We start from the raw sequence: 18,902 nt of genomic DNA, 5'->3' as shown, positions 1-18,902 counted from the left end.
TGCAACGAGTCATGACAACAAGGATTTACTTCGTCAGTTCGCTATCGCTCGGGCGCTATCCGTGCCCACACAGTGCATCAACAATCTAAAATAAGTCCAACATTACAACATCTAAATCATTGTCTAAACCCTATGGCTCGGATATGTCTCTACGTACGATAGCGCGGAATTGCATTCCGTGCCCACAATCAAAGTCAAATAATACAAGTAAAAACAAAAAGTAACAAGTAAAATTGTTGCTTTTTTGTTTTGAAATTCCCGATCGCGCGGATATGACGAGCATTCTCGATAGTCATAGCGCGGAATTGCATGCATAAGTGTTCGAAAAACCCGATAGCGCGGATTTGTAATCTGTGCCCAGAACGATGAGCACAAGCATAATCCGTAACCTCAAAACAAATTTACACGAAAACCAAAAAATAAAAGATATGTAATTGTTTTATTTGTAGCTTTTATTGTATTTTTAAATAAAAAAATGTCAACAAAATATAAAGCAACAACTACAGATCAGGCATATTTTATAACCATTACAACAGTAGGTTGGGTTGATTTATTTACTCGACTCAACCAAAAGTATAATATTATTAATGCTTTGCAATATTGTCAGGAGAAAAAAGGACTTGAGATTTATGCGTATTGCATTATGCACAGTCATATCCATTTAATGTGCAAAGCCACAAATGGTTTTATTCTATCTGATGTCATGCGTGATTTTAAAAAATACACTTCCAAGAAAATTATTCAAACGATTAAAGAGGAACCAGAGAGTCGCAGGGAGTGGCTTTTGGCCTATTTTGAACAAGCGTGTGCGCATCTTAAGAGAGACCAAAGCTATAAAGTATGGCAAGACGGCTATCACGCTGAAATAATAGAAACCAATTGGTTCATAAAACAAAAAGTGAATTATATCCATAACAATCCTGTAAAAGAGAAAGTAGTTAGCTCACCAGAGGATTACTATTTTAGTTCTGCTAGAAGTTATGCGGGCTTAGACAATGATTTAGATGTTGTAATGTTGGACTTATTTTAGATTGTTGATGCACTGTGTGGGCACGGATTGCAAATCCGCGCGATCGTGTGCATAGACATATCCGCGCTATCTGGTTCGCCCAGCAAGATATAACGTACAGCGGGACAACTCGTGTGGTGCGCAAAGAAGTGGTGCTTCTAGAAAAAAATCCCAGCTGCTCGAAGTATTCAAAAAAAAACGTTTTTAAAAACTTCAGGCAGCTGCGCGAATGTCTCTGACTTCGCGCCGTTTTAAATTGTATTGCACCGGAGATTCGCAGATTAAATATTATTTTAATATGCGCATCTGCGGTTATTTTAAAAAGGTAATTATATTTCGAATCCTAGTTTTTCGCGCACTTTGGCTAGTACACCATTGGCCACAGCCGATGCTTTTTGAGCACCAATTTTTAAAAGCGCATCTACCTCGTTAAGATTACTCATGTAGTAGTTGTATTTTTCTCTTTCGGTTTTAAAGGTTTCGCAAATCAATTCAAACAAGGCTTGTTTGGCGTGACCGTAACCGTAATTGCCGCCTAGATAATTGGCACGCATTGCTGCTAATTGTTCTTCTGTTGCCAATAAATCATAAATAGCAAAAGCATTGCAGGTATCTGGATTTTTAGGATCTTCAAGTGGTGTACTATCGGTTTCAATACTCATGACTTGTTTGCGTAAGGCTTTGTCATCCAGAAATATATTGATGATATTATTAGCTGATTTACTCATTTTTCCGCCATTAGTACCTGGAATCAACATGCTGTCTTCTTGAATTTTAGCCTCAGGAAGTACAAAGGTTTCGCCCATTTGGTGATTGAATCTTGAGGCTACATCACGGGTGATCTCTAAATGCTGCAACTGGTCTTTTCCTACTGGTACAAACTCGGCATCATACAATAAAATATCAGCGGCCATTAGCATAGGGTAGGAGAACAGTCCTGCATTGACATCATCTAGCCTGTCTGATTTGTCTTTGAAAGAGTGTGCCAAAGTCAAACGCTGGAACGGAAAAAAACAGCTCAAGTACCAAGACAATTCTGTCGTTTGTGGCACATCTGATTGTCTGTAAAAAACCACTTTTTCTACATTCAATCCACAAGCCAGCCAAGCTGCTGCTGTGCTATAGGTATTGGTTCGTAGTGTTGCTCCGTCTTTTATTTGGGTAACCGAATGCAAATCAGCAATGAACAAAAAAGATTCATTTTCGGGTTTGTTTGAGAGTGCTATTGCGGGTATAATTGCGCCAAGAAGATTTCCTAAATGTGGTGTCCCTGTACTTTGAACCCCGGTAAGTATTTTTGCCATTATGATTTTAACTTTTCCCGCAAAGTTCGCAAAGTTTTTTATTTATTAGTGCAAAATTGTAAATTTTAAAATTAGGAGCCCCGATTGTTATTTGCTTATTTTTTGAAAAGAAACAAACGATTCGGTTTCATAAATCAGCATTTTTTACAAAATAGATTTACATAGAAAACTTTGTTTTAATTTTTGAATAAAAAAACACAAGGTTTCCATGGAGCGTTTTACCATCTGATTTCTTACTTTTGGAGCTATGAAAGCAATCAAAAATATTTTTTGGGTTTTGTGGCGCATTTGGTTTTATATTTTGATGACCATTCCTATCCTAGTGATGTTTCCTTTTCTGGTGTTGTCTATAATTTCAGAGCGCGGATATCCTTACTTTTTTATAATGGCTCGCATTTGGGCCAAGTGTATCCTATTTGGTATGGGTTTTTATTATAAAATTGATGAAGACCAGGCTTTAATTCCACACAAGAGTTATATGCTTGTAGCCAATCATACTTCTATGACTGATATTATGTTGATGCTGGCTATTACCAAGAACCCGTTTGTTTTTGTTGGTAAAAAAGAACTCTCAAAGATTCCCTTATTTGGTTTTTTCTACAAAAGAACGTGCATTCTTGTGGATAGAAATTCATCAAAAAGCAGGTTAGAAGTTTTTAAGAGTGCCCAAAAAAGGATTCAACAAGGTTTAAGCATTTGTATTTTTCCCGAAGGCGGTGTCCCTGATGATGAATCTATTGTATTGGATACTTTTAAAGACGGTGCTTTTAGACTGGCAGTAGAGCACGGACTTCCTATTGTGCCTATTACGCTACCTGATAATAAAAAACGATTTTCATTTACTTTTTTGAGTGGTAGTCCAGGTTTAATGCGTGTTAAAATTCACCATCACGTTCCCACTACAGCTGTTGATGGCGTAGATCGAAAAGAAATTCGGGATCAAGTGCGTTCCACCATTTACCATCAGTTGTTGTTATTTGCAGCAGGATCTTCTAAAACTCATAGCTAATGCCGGTATAAACTCCCATTACCATCGGCTTAAAGTTACTGCTGTTGTTTGTAAAAGTATTGATTTGGTACTTGAGCATGGGCTCTAAACTGAGTTGAAATGATTTTATGAGTTTGTAGCGTACTCCAAAGCCAAAATTAGTACTAAAGTGTACCGAATTTAAATTGGTTGCACTGCCAAGGGTTCCATTGAACCCTTTAGATTCCAATCGGACTTCATTATCATTTAAAAGTAAAGTACTAATCCCTGCAATGAGATGTATTCCTATTTTTTTATCAATTACGGCATAGGACATTTCAAAAGGAATTTCAAAATAATTCATCTGTTGGTTTAGTGCTCCTACGTTGTTTTTTTGTAAGTTTTTCTCAAAACTAGATAGGGTAGTTGCGCCATTGTTGTTTGTAATTTCAATGGATGAAGAATTCCTGAAGTTAATGTTTGATACGGTATTATTTCGTAGTCCTGCTGTATAGGACACATTGTTTGTATTGTACCCTAACGCTAATCTGTTTATACCACTGCGCAGGCTCATTTTTTGGTTCAAAGCATAGTGTATACCAATCCCATAACTTGATGAGTTGTCATTCGTTTTTTTATTTTGAGCCAGTTGAGGATCCAGTGCAGATCCGCTGCTGTTTGTGTTCAAATATACGGCGGCAATAGTAGGTGTTATTTTCCATTTGTTACCCTTTGTTGGGTTAGATTCTGGAGTCGTATTTTTATTTTTTAAAATTTCTTCCAAAGTGTTTATTGTAGCGCTCACTTGTTTATTTGTAACTGCCTGCGTCTTATTAAACATTTCAGTGTCAGCAATTGGTTTCTTTGATTGCTCATTTTGTACGGCTGTGATTTCTTTTGTAACTACGCTGTTCTCTTGTTGTTGTGCTAATGCTAATCCTTCCGAATCTACCGTAACGTTGGTAATTACCGATGTATTATTTTTTTGGATATGAACGATATAATCCTTTTTATCCTTCTTTTGGTTCGAATTGATTTTAGGTCCAGTAACTCGTATATTATTTTTTTCATAATGTGTTTGTTTTGGTTGTTGGTTAGTCACTATTTGCTGCGGCTCCCTATCAAAGTGGTTTGGTTTGGTGGTGATCCTTTTTTTGTGGAGCATTTCTTTTTCACTGGTTTTTGATTGGTTTACGATCTTTATTACAGGTTTTGAGCCCTCATATTGTGTTTTTTGAACTAGCAATAACCCTACCAATAATGAGGCCGCAATTCCACTTGTTTTAAGCCAAAACGGTAATACCTTTCGTCTTTTTTTTCTTTTGTGTAAACTCAGTTCGATAGCTTGCCACACCTGTGGCTCAGGTTGGGCTTCAAAATCCTTAAATTGTTCTTGAAAATACTGGTCTATATTTTTTTTATCTTGCATTGTATTTTATTCTAGTAGTGTTACCGATATAAGAATTTATTTTTTCTCTCAAAATCATTCGGGCTCGGGCCAAATTTGACTTGGTTGTGCCGGTAGTGATTTTGAGTGTTTCGGCAATTTCCTTGTGAGAATATCCGTCAAGTACATAGAGACTAAATACTAAGCGGTACTGATCAGGTAATTCTTGTACCATTTTGAGTAGCGTTTCCAGTGCTATGGGTTCATCATCAATTGTAATTTCTTCTTCAGCTAAGTCGGTATCCACAATATTCAAAAACCGTACGTCTTTAAATTTTTGTAAGGCATTGTTAATCATAGCTCTTTTGGCCCAACCTTCAAAAGAACCTTTGTTGCTAAATTGATTTATTTTATCCAAGATGAGTATAAAACCATCATGCAAATTGTCTTGTGCATCTGCATAACTTTTAGAATATTTGAGGCAGACTCCAAAAAGTTTTTTTGCAAACAGTCCGTACAGCTCCTCTTGTGCTTGCGGACAGTCCTTTTTACAGTTTGCAATGATTTGATCTAACGCCACAATTTGATGTTCTATTTAGTTTTCCACTTTAATTTCCTTTTCTTCAAATTGAGATACTCCAGCAGCATCTTTGCCTTTGTAAAATTTAAAAATGTACGAACCCGAATTGGTTACATAAAATCGAAACGATACTTCAGATAATGGTGGTAAAGCCTTATCACAAATTTGATCTTTGTCTACTACAGTTTGTATGCCAATGGTTCTTACGTTGAGGTTTTTATCGTAATACAATCCTTGATATCCGTGGCAACTAGTTGGTCGTTGGTATTTGAGTGTAATGGTGTAGGTTTCTCCTAGCTTAAAAGAGGCAGGAACTTCATAACTAGCAACAGGCAATACCTCATAACTATAATTTGGGTATTCATTATCAGTGCTGCAAGACAGGAATGATGCCCATAATAGTGTTAAAGCAATAATTTTTTTCATCTTTTTACATTTTTAGAATTTGACACTTGTTTCAAAGGCGTGGGTTGAGTTGTAGCTTCGGCCCAAACATTTGTTTTTTTAAGTAGAGGTATCTTTGATAAAAAGGTTGCGTTTAAAGCAAAAAAAACCCGAAAAAATCGGGTTTTTAAAAAATTATTCTCCAGCTAATTCTTTAATTCTAGCTTTAATTTTAAGTTCTAGCTCATCGGCTAATTCTGGATTGTCTTTAATTAAGGTTTTAACAGCATCACGACCTTGACCTAATTTGGTTTCGCCGTAACTAAACCAAGAACCTGCTTTCTTAATAATTTCAAATTCAACGGCTAAGTCTAATATCTCACCTGTTTTTGAAATTCCTTCGCCATACATGATATCAAATTCTGCTACTTTAAAGGGCGGTGCCACTTTGTTTTTAACCACTTTTACTTTGGTTCTGTTTCCTAAAACATTATCACCATCTTTTATTTGTGTAGAACGACGAATGTCTAAACGTACAGATGCATAAAATTTCAAGGCATTACCACCCGTTGTAGTTTCTGGATTACCAAACATAACCCCGATTTTCTCTCTCAACTGGTTGATAAAAAATACCGTACAATTTGTTTTGCTTATGGTTCCAGTTAATTTTCTTAAAGCTTGTGACATTAATCTAGCGTGCAATCCCATTTTAGAATCACCCATTTCTCCTTCAATTTCACTTTTTGGTGTCAAGGCAGCTACGGAGTCAATTACTACAATGTCAATAGCACCTGAGCGAATTAAGTTTTCAGCAATTTCTAAGGCTTGTTCGCCGTTATCAGGTTGAGATATAATAAGGTTTTCAATATCTACCCCTAATTTTTCAGCATAATTTCTATCAAAGGCGTGCTCTGCATCTATAAATGCTGCAATTCCTCCTGCTTTTTGAGCTTCGGCAATAGCGTGCAACGTTAGTGTTGTTTTACCTGATGATTCTGGTCCGTAGATTTCAATAATTCTTCCTTTTGGATATCCATTTACACCAAGAGCTAAATCTACTCCTAAAGAGCCCGAAGAAATTACTTCTACTTCTTCAATAGCTTTATCTCCCATTTTCATGACAGTACCTTTACCGTAGGTCTTATCTAGTTTGTCAAGCGTAAGTTGTAACGCCTTTAATTTAGATTCTTTTTCTGTACTCATCTTCTCTTTTACCTTTTCTTTCATCTATTTTTTGTTTGTAACGCTATGAATTTAAGTGGTGTACGTGACGATCCACTATATTAGTGTTGTAATTGATATATTGCTTTTGTAAAAATACTTCTTTTTCAATTACAATTTTTTCTTTCGATTAAAATTTGAAATCTATTTTCTATTGTATCGTTATTAGGTAAACAAAGCCTTCAATTCTGTAGCGTCGTGTGGATTCATTTTTCCAGCCAAAACTAAGCTTAATTGTTTGCGACGAAGGGCTGCTTCAAAACGTTGTTTTTCTAGTTCTGTTTCTGGAACAATTTGAGGTATTTCTACAGGACGACCTGTGTCATCCACAGCAACAAAAGTATAGATGGCTTCGTTAGCTTTTGTTTTATTTCCAGATTCTCTATCCTCTACCCAGATATCGATGTAAATTTCCATAGAACTCTTAAAAGCTCTTGAAACTTTTGCTTCAACAGTAACTACGCTACCTAGCGGAATGGCTCTATTGAATGCGACATGATTTACAGATGCAGTAACTACAATTCGGCGGGAATGTCTTCTTGCGGCTATACTTGCAGCACGATCCATTCGTGCAAGTAATTCCCCTCCAAAAAGGTTGTTCAAAGGATTTGTTTCACTTGGTAAAACTAGATCCGTAAGTATTGTTAAAGATTCTGATGGATTTTTTGGTGTCATAGGTGTGTAAAAAAGTTTTATGTCGAAAAAAATAGTTTAGTTTAACCAATATACGGCTAAAATAGCGGGTATAAAATAAATTACGATTGTTCTTGCGCCGTCGTAATCCTTAGCCAAACGCTGTCCGAAAAGCAGCATTAGTAAAGTGATACAAGCAAATACAGCGCCGTAAAACCCAAAGATTCTTCCATTGTTAATGAACAGTTCGATACAGCCAACTACACATAATATTCCTGTAATTAGTTCTAGGACGAGAATATTTAGTAAAGCAAGAGGTACTTGATTTTTTAGCGGAGTATTTGCAAAATGACCTTTTAGCCACTCTACATTGTCTTTCCAATAAAAAAGCTTGTCATAACTAGACTGTAAAAATGTAATAGCAAGAAAAATTAAAATTAAAATGGAAGTAATGTTGTTCATAGATTTTATTTTTTATGAATTAAACGTGTTAATTTTATGGATAAATCGGTTAGAATAATTTTAGCATTACCATTACGCTCTATGTGATACATAGCATCTGAGAGTTCTTTGTAAATATCAAAAATGTTGTTTCCGTTTACAAAAGGAGCAAAGTTTTCTAGCTTGAATTTCTCGACCTTAGGCTCTATGTATACTAAAGTTTCTGCTTGATAGTTGATTAATAAGGCCTGACGGAACATTTCAATGCAAAATTGTAAAAACTTCTTTTGTGTTTCTCTTCCCAAGACTGCTATTTGTTCACTCCATTGTATCAAGTCTTGAATAGCTGCGGCATTTCCTTTTGCTCTAAAAGCGGCTCTTACCCAATCTACAAACCATTTTTCAAAAAAATCAGTTTCGCTATCTGGTTGCAGTAATTGTAGCGCTTTGTTGAAATTCCCCTGGGCTTGATGGGCTATTCTCTGAGCCGTTGGTGCATCAACCTTACATTCATTCACTAAGGCCTGTGCTATAATAGGTTCACTCAAACCATTAAAATGCAATACTTGACAGCGGGACCGGATGGTTTGTATAATATCTTCTTCTTTTTCAGAAATTAAGATAAAAACAGTCTTCTCACTTGGTTCTTCTAATAATTTCAACAATTTATTTGAGGCAGGAATGTTTAGTTTATCTGCCATCCATACAATCATGATTTTGTACCCACCTTCAAATGATTTTAAAGCTAGTGATTTTAAAATCTCCTGCGCGTCTTCAACCCTTATTTCGCCTTGCTTATTTTTTACGTCTAATTTTTTATACCAGTCAAACAAACTGCCGTATGGGTTCTGTTCTATAAACGCTCTCCACTCAGTAATAAAATCAATACTTTTAGGTTTAGCTTTAATTACGTCGTTGCTTACCGTTGGATAAATGAAATGTAAATCAGGATGTGCGTATTTTTCAAATTTGATGTTACAGGTATTATTGATACCACTGTTTTCGCTATCAGCGTTATTACATATAATGTATTGTGCATACGCAATAGCCATGGGCAATGTACCTGAACCCTCTGGCCCTACAAATAGTTGAGCATGTGGAATTCGTCCCAAACTAGCATTTTTTGTCAAATGACTTTTAATGTGTTCTTGTCCTAAGATATCTGAAAATTGCATGTAGCAAAGATAATAGAAAATGATTGAGTCATAAATTTTTCCTTTTTTAATTTTAATAAGTTTGTTTTTAAAAACTTGATACTTTTTAACGTACATTCTTCTTGCTATTTACAAGTCCATGTTTTTCTAGTGTACAACAATATTTATTAAAAAGTTTTTTGTGACTTTACCAAATTATTTCTATTTTTTCACTAATTGTATAGTGCTTTGAGTTTGTATTACTTTGAGTTTTGAAAAGGAATGATCGCCCTTTTGATATCTTTAATGAATTGTTTTTTCTTAGATTTTTCCTTTTTTTGAAGTTATTCTAATTTTTTTCAAGTTTATTTTTTTTTGGCATTACTTTTGCAAAGTGTTTATTAAGATGTATTTGCACACTCATTTTTTTTAAAGTAAAAATTAGAAGTGGTAAATATATTAGGAAAGTAAAATTTATTTTCTAAAAGGCGTAGTAATTAAGTTTTTTTTCATATATTTAGACGGTATACAGGTATAAATACGTGGTTTTAAGTTTTGTTTCATTATTTTTATTACGTAATAGACTGTTAAAAAGTGTGAAAATACGATAAATTCAATGTTTTTTTACACTTAAAAAGTATCAAATCTGGTTTTATTTTTAGTTTTAATAATTAAAGAAGCCAGTGAAATAAGGGGTTCACGAACTTGTTAATTAAATATTGTTAATAATTGATATTGAAAACCGAAATAATAAACAAAACGTATGTTACTTTAAGTTTAAATGATTAGATTTGTTACCTTAAATAAAATTTTTTAATATAATATTATGAAAGCGAAAGTTATTGTTTTAAGTTTTTTTTTATTGTCGACGGGTGCTGCATTTTCTCAAGCGAAAGTTGTAGAAAGAAGCATAATTAGCAAAGATGCTTCCATAAGAACCTTTCACGATTTAGATCAATTGAAATCCATGCAAAAAGGAGAGTTAATTGAGCTGTACACAGAGCGTGTTAAAGTTTTAGTCAAAATATTACCCAATATAGCTTTGGCAAAATTGCCTGGAGTAACCATTTCTGATTTAGGTATTCCTAATGATGCTGTGAATAAAAAAGCCCTTGAGGATGTTGCAGAAGGAACAACAACCTTTCTAACGGTGTCTGTTGATTTCCAAAAGAAAATGTTGCCTTATGCAGATAAAAATACTTTAGTAGCAGCTATACTATTTTTTGAAACTACAATGAAATCATTGCATGAATTTGAAGGTTTGTAATAAACACCTAACTTACATATTCCAAATACACTAATTAATTAAATTTTAATCCTATGAAAAATTTCACCCAAATTGCTACAATTTTTCTATTGGTAATTTCAAGTGTTCAGGCACAACAAGAAAAAGGAATTACAGGACTTAATAACTGGTTGAATAACTGGACCGAGTTTAAGCCCAACAAAGTAGATTACGGAGAAGCCAATCAAATATTAGCAGTAAACATAACTGCAAATACTAAATTGTACAAGAAAAATGTTTATCTACTTCAAGGTAATGTTTATGTGACCAATAACGCTGTACTTACAATTGAGCCTGGAACCAAAATTATTGGTGACTTTGATACCAAAGGAACCTTAATAATCACTAAAGGAGCTAGCATCATTGCTGACGGTCTTGAAACAGATCCTATTGTTTTTACTTCTAATCGCAGTTTGAGAAAAGCTGGAGATTGGGGCGGTATCGTAATCTTAGGAGATGCTCCATTAAATAAATTTGGAGGAGTAGCTGCCGTTAATACAGGTAGTGGTAGTGATTTTAATTCTGCTTTAACTTCTTACGGAGGTAACAACCCTGCAAGTAATTCTGGTATCATGAGATACGTTCGAATTGAATTTGCAGGAGCTAAACTTTCTAGTGGCGGTGGTAATTTAAATTCTCTTTTTCTTGCAGGAATCGGAAACAAAACTATTCTACAAAACATAATGGTAAGTTTCTCTGGAGGTAATTCTTTTGAAATCTTTGGAGGTGATACAAGTTTATCTCAAGTTGTTTCATATAAGTCTAGTAATGATGACTACCGTTTTAATTATGGTGCTCAAAGTAATTTGACAAATTCTCTTGCCATTCGTTCCTCTTTCTTATCTAGTAAAAACGGTTCTAGATGTTTAGACATTGCTTCTTATAACAAGAAGGAAGAAGTAGACTTTTCTAAAAAACAAACTATGGTAGTTGCAACTAATCTAACTCTTGTTAACAACAGTGCAAACATTAAAGTTGATATTGAATCTGGTTTAGTTAAAGAGGCTGTATATGTTGCTGAAAATGCTTCACTTAATTGCAAGCGTACTGTAATTTCTGGGTTTAAACCAGCTGTTTTATTAGATAGTAAAATTCAAATGAACGATGAAAGTCTAGTTAAAATTAAGTTAGAGTCAATGTACTTTAATAACTGTGCAGGAAACATATTTATTGTTGACAATTCAAACAATGAAGAGTTAGAGGCACATTATGGTCAAGCTAATTTTTTCAACTACTTTTCTAACGGAAGTAATTCAGAGACATTTATAGATTTTGCTAACGAAAAAAGACCTGATTTTCGTTTACAATTATCAAAAATTACAGCATCTAATTAAGGATGCTGTATTTAAATAGCAGACAAGTTGATGCAAAATTAGTTATGAAATGTAGACGCCCCCCTACTTTTTTTAAAGCCTACCAATTTTTATTTTTGTTGCTGTTTTTACTAGCAATCAACTCTGTACACGCACAATTTACTATAAATAGGCCTACTCTTGGTTTTACCAAAATTTGTGCTAATAGTAGTTTCAATACTTTTGAAGTAAGTTTTTCTTTTAACCCTGCAGGTTCATTAAACACTTCAAACCAATTTATACTAGAGCTGTCAGATGGAGCTGGAGATTTCTCAGCTCCATTGGCGCTTAGTTACTCAGAAAAACCACTTACTGCAACACCTTCTTCAAGAACCTTTGTTTTTGCAGTTCCTACAACCACTGGAGGTGAAAATTTTAGAATTAGAGTGCGAAGTACCTCTCCAGAAGCAACAAGCCCTTCTTCAAATGCATTTGCAGCCTATTATAAGGTGCAAGACACACAATATTCAATTAATAATTTTATTGCGAACGCAACCTATTGTAAAGGTGGTTCATATTTATTAACTATTGATAATCCGGGAATTGGAACTAATGAGTCGCCTTTAAAATATCCTTCGTTAACTTATAAATGGTTTAAAGAACCAAGTTCAGTTCCTATAGCGACTACACCTAGTCTGATAGTTACCACACCAGGAAAGTATTATGTAGAAACAAATTACGGAACCTGTACTTCTGATTCGTATTCAAATCGAGTTACTCTAGTTGAAGCTTCAGGTACAGTTGCAACTATAAATTCTAGTAAAGGAAATCCTTTTTGCTCTTCTGAAGGACCAACTATTTTGAGTACGCAAGCTGGGAATTCCTATCAATGGTTTTTAAATAATGTTAGCATACCTGGTGCAACAAGTCAAGAATATACAGCAAGCACATTAGGTACTTATACCGTACGTGTTGATTTTGGTGGATGTACTTCTACTGGTAGCATTAATTTAGAGAATGCTTCTTTTACAAGTTCCTTAAATGTTACTGACACAACCATTATTAATGAAGGGGAGACAAAGCAAATTGTAGCAACTACATCAGCAAATAATCCTACTTATGAGTGGTTTTTAAACGGTACATTAATAGCATCTGCAAGTACAAATACACTAAATGTAACTAAAGAAGGAAAATATTCTTTGACAATAACACAAACAACAGGCTGTATTTCAAAAAAGGAATTACCTTTTATCATCAATTACCCTTTTATTGATCCTAATGTGATTTTAATACCAAATTTAATAAGTCCTAATAACGACGACATCAATGATACGTGGATCATACCACAACAGTATCTTAGTGGGACCAATACCTCCGTGATGATCTTAGATGCTAGGGGCGAAATTGTCTTAAATACCAAAAATTATCAAAATAATTGGCCTGAAAATCGATTGGATTTTATATCCGTGAATCCCATTTATTACTACATCATTACAACAAAAGACAATATTATTAAAAAGGGTTCTATCACAGTAATTAGGTAACATGAAAAATATTTTTTTAAGTTTTTGTTTTTTTTTCTGTGTACTTCAGTCCATATATTCACAAGATAATGGGGTGGTTTCTTTTTTTGTACCAGTTAGAAATTCACTTAAATTCAATAAATTTTTAATCAATCCTGCTTTTAGTTTTGCTAGGGAGCAAAATTCCTATGCTACAATATTTAATAAACGAGAGTGGGTTCAGTTTGATGATGCACCGCAAACCTATCTAGCCAGTTATTCAGGACGGTTTAGAGAGAATAAAGGAATTGGAATTGCATTATTTCAACAAAATGAAGGGGTGCTTACTACTTTTGGTGGTGTAGCAAACTTTGCGCAAAACGTTTATATCAGTCAAGACAATAATCTTATTTTTGGTTTGAATGTTGGTTTTTACAAAAGTGGTATCAATGCAGGAGGTGTCGTTACCAATTACTCAGACCCAGCATTAGGTTTAATACCTTCAAATTCGTTACTCGTTGTAACTCCAGGAATCAATTACGGTACCGCTTTCTTTGATTTTGGTGTTGCTCTAAAAAATGCAGTTTTGTATAATTTACAAACTTCACAAATGGTGCAACAAGATCCGCAACGTTCTCTTCAGGCACATTTGATGTATACCGGTTTTATATACAGTAACGGTTTTTTTGATCGAAGTAAGTTTTCAGGTCTCTTACGAACTGAAATTAAAAAAGAACAAACTATTATTTCAGGCTTAATGATGTTTAATATCCCAAAAGGGATATGGGCACAAGCTGGATATAATACTTTTCACGGTGTTTCAGCAGGTATAGGTATTAACGTAACCTCTAGAATTGCTTTAGAATATAATTATGAAAAATCATTGGGTAACTTTACCCAATTTGGACCTTCACATGAAATTGTCTTAGCATACAAATTCAAGGGTAAATATAGTGATGAGGACGAGGAAGAAGGATCAATATTACCAAAATTCGAACCAAAATCGGTTCCAACCACACAACCTACTACAAAAGTAACACAAAAATCTGCTGCTGATATACAGAAAGAAAACGAGTTAAAAGCCGCTAAGGCCAAAGCTACTGCAGATGCAGCCTTAAAGGCAAGGCAAGATGCTGAAGCACAAGCCAAAGCGAAATCAGATGAGAATAAATTGATCCGTGATAAAGCAATTGCCGATGCTGCTGCAAAAGCTAAGCTAGCTGCTGACGCAAGAGCGAAAGTATTGGCTGATGCTAAGGCGAAAGTAGCTGTTCCAGATTCTAAAGCTAAACTAGCTGCTGACGCTAAAGCCAAAGCAGATGCCGAAGCCGCGAAAGAGATTGCCGCTGCCAAAGTTAGAGCCGCTGCAGAAGCTGCAAAGCTCAAACTAGCTGCTGATGCTAAAGCTAAGGTAGATGCTGAAGCCGCGAAACAAATCGCTGCTGCCAAAGTTAATGCCGCTGCAGAAGCTGCAAAGCTTAAACTAGCTGCTGATGCTAAAGCTAAGGTAGATGCTGAAGCATCCAAAACAGGTGGTGCTGCCAAAGTTAATGCCGCTGCAGAAGCTGCAAAGCTTAAACTAGCTGCTGACGCTAAAGCCAAAGCAGATGCCGAAGCCGCGAAACAAACTGCCGCTGCCAAAGTTAGTGCCGCTGCAGAAGCTGCAAAACTCAAACTAGCTGCTGACGCTAAAGCCAAAGCGGATGCCGAAGCTAGAGAAAAATTAGGAGCTGACGCTAAAGCTAAAGCAGATGCCGAAGCCGCGAAACAAACTGCCGCTGCCAAAGTTAGAGCCGCTGCAGAAGCTGCAAAACAGAAACTAGCCGCTGATGCTAAAGCCAGAGCGGATGCCGAAGCTGCAAAAATAGCTGCCGACGTCAAAGCCAAAGCAGATGCCGAAGCCGCGAAACAAACTGCCGCTGCCAAAGTTAGAGACGCTGCAGAAGCTGCAAAACAAAAATTAGCTGCTGACGCTAAAGCCAAAGCAGATGCCGAAGCTGCGAAACAAGCTTCCGATGCCAAAGCGAAAGCAGATGCTGAAGCTAGAGAAAAATTAGGAGCCGAAGCTAAAGCCAAAGCAGATGCCGAAGCTGCGAAACAAGCTACCGAAGCCAAAGCGAAAGCCTATGCCGAAGCTGCAAAACAGAAATTAGCTGCTGACGCTAAAGCCAAAGCAAATGCCGAAGCTGCGAAACTAGTTACCGAAGCCAAAGCAAAAGCCGATGCAGAAGTTGCAAAACTGAAATTAGCTGCTGACGCTAAAGCCAAAGCAGATGCAGAAGCTGCGAAACAAGCTGCCGATGCCAAAGCGAAAGCAGATGCTGAAGCTAGAGAAAAATTAGGAGCCGAAGCTAAAGCCAAAGCAGATGCCGAAGCTGCGAAACAAGCTACCGAAGCCAAAGCGAAAGCCGATGCCGAAGCTGCAAAACAGAAATTAGCTGCTGACGCTAAAGCCAAAGCAAATGCCGAAGCTGCGAAACTAGTTACCGAAGCCAAAGCAAAAGCCGATGCAGAAGTTGCAAAACTGAAATTAGCTGCTGACGCTAAAGCCAAAGCAGATGCAGAAGCTGCGAAACAAGCTGCCGATGCCAAAGCGAAAGCAGATGCTGAAGCTAGAGAAAAATTAGGAGCCGTAGCTAAAGCCAAAGCAGATGCAGAAGCTGCGAAACAAGCTACCGAAGCCAAAGCGAAAGCCGATGCGGAAGTTGCAAAACAGAAATTAGCCGGCGACGCTAAAGCCAAAGCAGATGCCGAAGCTGCGAAACAAGCTGCCGATGCCAAAGCAAAAGCCGATGCGGAAGTTGCAAAACAGAAATTAGCCGCTGACAATAAAACCAAGGTTGATGCCGAAGCCTCCAAACAAGCTATCGATGCCAAAGCAAAAGCGGATGCCGAAGCTAGAGAAAAATTAGGAGCTGACGCTAAAGCTAAAGCAGATGCCGAAGCCGCCAAACAAGCTACCGAAGCCAAAGCGAAAGCCGATGCGGAAGTTGCAAAACAGAAATTAGCCGCTGATGCTAAAGCCAAAGTAGATGCCGAAGCCGCCAAACAAGCTGCCGAAGCGAAAGCGAAAGCCGATGCCGAAGTTGCAAAACAGAAATTAGCCGCTGATGCTAAAGCCAAAGCAGATGCCGAAGCCGCCAAACAAGCTACCGAAGCCAAAGCGAAAGCCGATGCCGAAGTTGCAAAACAGAAATTGGCCGCTGACGCTAAAGCCAAAGCCGATGCCGAAGCTGCAAAACAGAAATTAGCTGCTGATGCTAAATCCAAAGCAGATGCCGAAGCCGCCAAACAAGCTACCGAAGCCAAAGCGAAAGCCGATGCGGAAGTTGCAAAACAGAAATTAGCTGCTGACGCTAAAGCCAAAGCAGATGCCGAAGCCGCCAAACAAGCTGCCGATGTCAAAGCGAAAGCAGATGCTGAAGCTAGAGAAAAATTAGGAGCCGAAGCTAAAGCCAAAGCAGATGCAGAAGCTGCGAAACAAGCTACCGAAGCCAAAGCAAAAGCCGATGCGGAAGTTGCAAAACAGAAATTAGCCACTGACAATAAAACCAAGGTTGATGCTGAAGCCTCCAAACAAGCTGTCGATGCCAAAGCAAAAGCGGATGCCGAAGCTAGAGAAAAATTAGGAGCTGACGCTAAAGCTAAAGCAGATGCCGAAGCCGCCAAACAAGCTACCGAAGCCAAAGCGAAAGCCGATGCGGAAGTTGCAAAACAGAAATTAGCCGCTGATGCTAAAGCCAAAGTAGATGCCGAAGCCGCCAAACAAGCTGCCGAAGCGAAAGCGAAAGCCGATGCCGAAGTTGCAAAACAGAAATTAGCCGCTGATGCTAAAGCCAAAGCAGATGCCGAAGCCGCCAAACAAGCTACCGAAGCCAAAGCGAAAGCCGATGCCGAAGTTGCAAAACAAAAATTAGCTGCTGACGCTAAAGCGAAAGCGGATGCCGAAGCCGCCAAACAAGCTACCGAAGCCAAAGCGAAAGCCGATGCGGAAGTTGCAAAACAGAAATTAGCCGCTGATGCTAAAGCTAAAGCGGATGCCGAAGCTGCAAAACAAGCTACCGAAGCCAAAGCGAAAGCCGACGCCGAAGTTGCAAAACAGAAATTGGCCGCTGACGCTAAAGCGAAAGCTGATGCCGAAGCTGCGAAACAAGCTACCGAAGCCAAAGCGAAAGCCGATGCGGAAGTTGCAAAACAGAAATTGGCCGCTGACGCTAAAGCGAAAGCGGATGCCGAAGCTGCGAAACAAGCTACCGAAGCCAAAGCGAAAGCCGATGCCGAAGTTGCGAAACAGAAATTAGCCGCCGAAGCTAAAGCGAAAGCTGATGCCGAAGCTGCGAAACAAGCTACCGAAGCCAAAGCGAAAGCCGATGCTGAAGTTGCAAAACAGAAATTAGCCGCCGAAGCAAAAGCGAAAGCAGATGCCGAAGCCGCCAAACAAGCTACCGAAGCCAAAGCGAAAGCCGATGCCGAAGTTGCAAAACAGAAATTAGCCGCCGAAGCAAAAGCGAAAGCTGATGCCGAAGCCGCCAAACAAGCTGCTGATGCTAAAGCTAAAGCCGATGCCGAAGCTGCGAAACAAAAATTAGCCGCCGACGCTAAAGCGAAAGCTGATGCGGAAGTTGCGAAACAGAAATTAGCCGCCGAAGCTAAAGCAAAAGCTGATGCCGAAGCCGCCAAACAAGCTGCCGATGCCAAAGCGAAAGCAGAAGCCGACGCTGCGAAACAAAAATTAGCCGCCGACGCTAAAGCTAAAGCCGATGCCGAAGCTGCGAAACAAAAATTAGCCGCCGACGCTAAAGCTAAAGCAGAAGCTGATGCCAAAGCGAAAGCAGATGCCGACGCGCAAGCTAAGTTGGCTGCTCTGAATAAACCGAAGGATGAAAATTCTAAATCAATGGATAAAATTGCTGAAACTCTTGACATAGCAGGTAGAACTCAGCAACAATTATTATCTCAATTGAACGAGAAAGTAAAACTGAAGGAAAAAGAGCTTCAAGATTTAAAAACAGAAAACGATTTAAGTGATAAAGGAATTGCTAGCGCGCCAAAACCGTTTAAGAGTGCTGCCGCTCAAAATGCTGAGCTTGATAACTTAAAAGCAGAAATTGCGATAGTAAATCAAAATCAGAATCAATTATTGAGTAACTTTAAGGCATTGTATGACGAGCGAATTAAAAAAGTTCCAAATAAGAATGATGCGCTTACGCTAAGCTACTTACAAAGTATCGAACAATTGAAGGCGGAACAATTGAAAGCGGAATTGTCAAATAAAAACTTACTTGCTGCCTTAGAGCAAATTAAAGTGGATACCGAAATAGAGAAAAAACGTCGTATAAAACGTGCGAATTTCCAAAATGAAGACGATCGTTTTGCAAGAGATCAGGAAACCTTAAAACGTATTAAGGAAAATACCAAAGTCAGTGCAATACCATTGAAACAAGAAGATTTTGATTTTGGTAACGAGCAGTTGAATATGCAAATTATCAAGAACATTAAAAATGTTGAAACAGGATATTATATAGTTTATGCGGTTCATGCAGACGTTGCAAAACGTGATGCTTTCCTAACCAAAACGGTTGCAGCAGGTGAAAGTAACGTGAATTTCTTCTTTGATGTGAAGTCTTCTAATTATTTCATCTATACGACACGATTTGATATTTTAGATGAAGCGACTAAAACAATAGAGTCAAGAGGAAGTAAACCGTATAATGCAAAAATGGTTGTTATAAAAGTTGAAAATTAATCGTGAATGAGGATTGGG

Annotated in this window: 14 protein-coding genes; 6 read left to right on the top strand and 8 right to left on the bottom strand. The window is 37.5% G+C overall.

The genetic code is table 11. From position 1 onward, the window contains the following. Nucleotides 1-475: 475 nt before the first annotated feature. Complete coding sequence (locus FJV36_RS09095; protein WP_158728883.1) at nt 476-1,030, top strand: transposase; 555 nt, start codon at nt 476-478, stop codon at nt 1,028-1,030. Nucleotides 1,031-1,338: 308 nt separating this feature from the next. On the opposite strand, the gene trpS is transcribed toward FJV36_RS09095, so the two are convergent. Then, on the bottom strand, nt 1,339-2,313 hold the full coding sequence (gene trpS / locus FJV36_RS09090) for a tryptophan--tRNA ligase (RefSeq protein ID WP_158728182.1): 975 nt from the start codon (nt 2,311-2,313) through the stop codon (nt 1,339-1,341). A gap of 247 nt (nt 2,314-2,560) precedes the next feature. Here trpS and FJV36_RS09085 point away from each other — a divergent pair, with 247 nt between their 5' ends. Next, on the top strand, nt 2,561-3,322 hold the full coding sequence (locus FJV36_RS09085) for a 1-acyl-sn-glycerol-3-phosphate acyltransferase (protein ID WP_158728181.1): 762 nt from the start codon (nt 2,561-2,563) through the stop codon (nt 3,320-3,322). Here the strand turns inward: FJV36_RS09085 and FJV36_RS09080 are convergent. From FJV36_RS09080 to FJV36_RS09050, 7 genes are all read right to left on the bottom strand, one after another. Further along, on the bottom strand, nt 3,306-4,709 hold the full coding sequence (locus tag FJV36_RS09080) for a hypothetical protein (RefSeq protein ID WP_158728180.1): 1,404 nt from the start codon (nt 4,707-4,709) through the stop codon (nt 3,306-3,308). The genes FJV36_RS09085 and FJV36_RS09080 overlap by 17 nt on opposite strands. Then, nucleotides 4,699-5,247 (bottom strand): RNA polymerase sigma factor, encoded by a 549-nt coding sequence (locus FJV36_RS09075; RefSeq protein ID WP_158728179.1) that lies wholly within the window; start codon nt 5,245-5,247, stop codon nt 4,699-4,701. The genes FJV36_RS09080 and FJV36_RS09075 overlap by 11 nt, the downstream gene beginning before the upstream one ends. Nucleotides 5,248-5,262: 15 nt before the next feature. After that, complete coding sequence (locus FJV36_RS09070) at nt 5,263-5,673, bottom strand: hypothetical protein (RefSeq protein WP_158728178.1); 411 nt, start codon at nt 5,671-5,673, stop codon at nt 5,263-5,265. Between the two features lie 153 nt (nt 5,674-5,826). After that, nucleotides 5,827-6,834 (bottom strand): recombinase RecA, encoded by a 1,008-nt coding sequence (recA, locus tag FJV36_RS09065; RefSeq protein ID WP_086454890.1) that lies wholly within the window; start codon nt 6,832-6,834, stop codon nt 5,827-5,829. Between the two features lie 183 nt (nt 6,835-7,017). Next, nucleotides 7,018-7,527, bottom strand: a complete 510-nt coding sequence (locus FJV36_RS09060) for an acyl-CoA thioesterase (RefSeq protein ID WP_158728177.1) — start codon at nt 7,525-7,527, stop codon at nt 7,018-7,020. A 36-nt stretch (nt 7,528-7,563) separates the two neighbouring features. Beyond that, nucleotides 7,564-7,947, bottom strand: coding sequence for a DoxX family protein (locus FJV36_RS09055; RefSeq protein WP_158728176.1), 384 nt, complete (start codon nt 7,945-7,947; stop codon nt 7,564-7,566). A gap of 5 nt (nt 7,948-7,952) precedes the next feature. Beyond that, entirely contained in the window at nt 7,953-9,101 is a 1,149-nt protein-coding gene (locus tag FJV36_RS09050; protein ID WP_158728175.1) for a DNA polymerase III subunit delta', read from the bottom strand. A 784-nt stretch (nt 9,102-9,885) separates the two neighbouring features. On the opposite strand from FJV36_RS09050, the gene FJV36_RS09045 reads away from it, so the two are divergent. The 4 genes from FJV36_RS09045 to FJV36_RS09030 are packed head-to-tail and all read left to right on the top strand — an operon-like array spanning nt 9,886 to nt 18,884. Next, nucleotides 9,886-10,326: a hypothetical protein gene (locus FJV36_RS09045; protein ID WP_158728174.1), complete on the top strand. Its 441-nt coding sequence runs from the start codon at nt 9,886-9,888 to the stop codon at nt 10,324-10,326. A 53-nt stretch (nt 10,327-10,379) separates the two neighbouring features. After that, the gene (locus FJV36_RS09040; RefSeq protein WP_158728173.1) at nt 10,380-11,678 is read left to right on the top strand and encodes a hypothetical protein; all 1,299 of its coding nucleotides are present in this window, start codon (nt 10,380-10,382) and stop codon (nt 11,676-11,678) included. 44 nt (nt 11,679-11,722) lie between these two features. Continuing rightward, a complete protein-coding gene (locus FJV36_RS09035; protein ID WP_158728172.1) occupies nt 11,723-13,180 on the top strand; it encodes a gliding motility-associated C-terminal domain-containing protein in 1,458 nt (485 codons plus the stop codon). A gap of 1 nt (nt 13,181) precedes the next feature. Continuing rightward, entirely contained in the window at nt 13,182-18,884 is a 5,703-nt protein-coding gene (locus tag FJV36_RS09030; protein ID WP_158981035.1) for a type IX secretion system membrane protein PorP/SprF, read from the top strand. Nucleotides 18,885-18,902 lie beyond the last annotated feature (18 nt).

It is taken from the genome of Flavobacterium sp. I-STPP5a (assembly GCF_009764685.1).
Lineage (GTDB): Bacteria > Bacteroidota > Bacteroidia > Flavobacteriales > Flavobacteriaceae > Flavobacterium.
This window is presented reverse-complemented; position numbering and strand designations above follow the sequence as displayed.